Genomic DNA, 1,084 nt, shown 5'->3' with positions numbered 1-1,084 from the left:
AGCCCCGCCCACGACGCGGCCAGCGCCCGTGCCTGCGGACTCTCGCCCGGCGGCAACCCCAGGTTGAGGGTGAGCCGCTCGGGAGCCTCCCGCAGTCCCAGCCGGGCGGCGCGGCCCTGCACGGCGTGGCGGGTGCGGCTGCCCCCCACGCTGAAGGACACCGCCTGAAACGCGGTCGTCAGGAAGGCCCCCGGCGGCAGCGTGGTCGGCGTGTCCAGGACTGGAATCCAGGGCGGGTTGCCGGGTTCCAGGGTCAGGCGGTAGGCCAGCGTCGGCCCGGAGAACTCCACCGTCGGGGACCCGAAGCGCTCCCGCACCTGCCCCCAGCGCACCCCGTCGTAACGCTCGTAGACCGGGCCGCGCCAGTAGCGCTCCTCCGGGGGGGGAAGGGGGCCGCCGAACTCGGCGCGGAAGGCCACGTCCCGGCTCTGGGCCAGGCTGCTGTATTCCCCCGCCGTGATCTCGTCGGCCAGCCCGGTCTGCGCGGCCTGCACGGGGAGTTGCCACAGTGGACCGTCGGGGCGGGGAAACAGCACGAACAGCACGGCCATCAGCGGNCGGAAGGCCACGTCCCGGCTCTGGGCCAGGCTGCTGTATTCCCCCGCCGTGATCTCGTCGGCCAGCCCGGTCTGCGCGGCCTGCACGGGGAGTTGCCACAGTGGACCGTCGGGGCGGGGAAACAGCACGAACAGCACGGCCATCAGCGGCGCGGCCTGCAGGCTCAGGCGGGCGGCCTGACCCACGGCAGCCCGCCCCGACCCTGACCCCGGCCCGTTCCAGCGCCCCAGCGCGGCGAGCAGGCCCACCAGCCCCAGCGCGACGTGCGCCGCCGCGAGCGGTCCCTGTCCGAAGAAGAGGTGCGTCAGCAGCACGAACACGCCCAGCAGCGCGAGCAGCCGGGCGTCCCGCCGGGTGCGCGTCTCGGCGGCCTTGAGACACACCAGCAGCCCCAGCAGCGCCGTGCCCGCCTCGCGGCCCAAGAGGGTCCCGTAGACGGCGTTCAGCACGACGAACCCCAGCCCCGCGAGCAGCCCCAGCGCCCAGCTCGGCGGGGCGGGCAGCGGGCGGCGGGTCCGCAGGGCGG

General features: G+C 75.4%; 1 protein-coding gene. It reads right to left on the bottom strand.

All coding sequences use genetic code 11. The annotated features are described in order from the left end of the window. The coding region (locus QOL99_RS17195; RefSeq protein ID WP_456318877.1) for a DUF3488 domain-containing protein at positions 1–1,019 on the bottom strand (1,019 nt) is incomplete at its 3' end. Between the last annotated feature and the right edge of the window lie 65 nt (positions 1,020–1,084).

The sequence above is a fragment of the Deinococcus rhizophilus genome, assembly GCF_030271215.1.
Taxonomy (GTDB): Bacteria; Deinococcota; Deinococci; order Deinococcales; family Deinococcaceae; genus Deinococcus; species Deinococcus rhizophilus.
The sequence above is the reverse complement of the archived record's forward strand: the minus strand, read 5'-3'. Positions and strand labels throughout refer to the sequence as shown.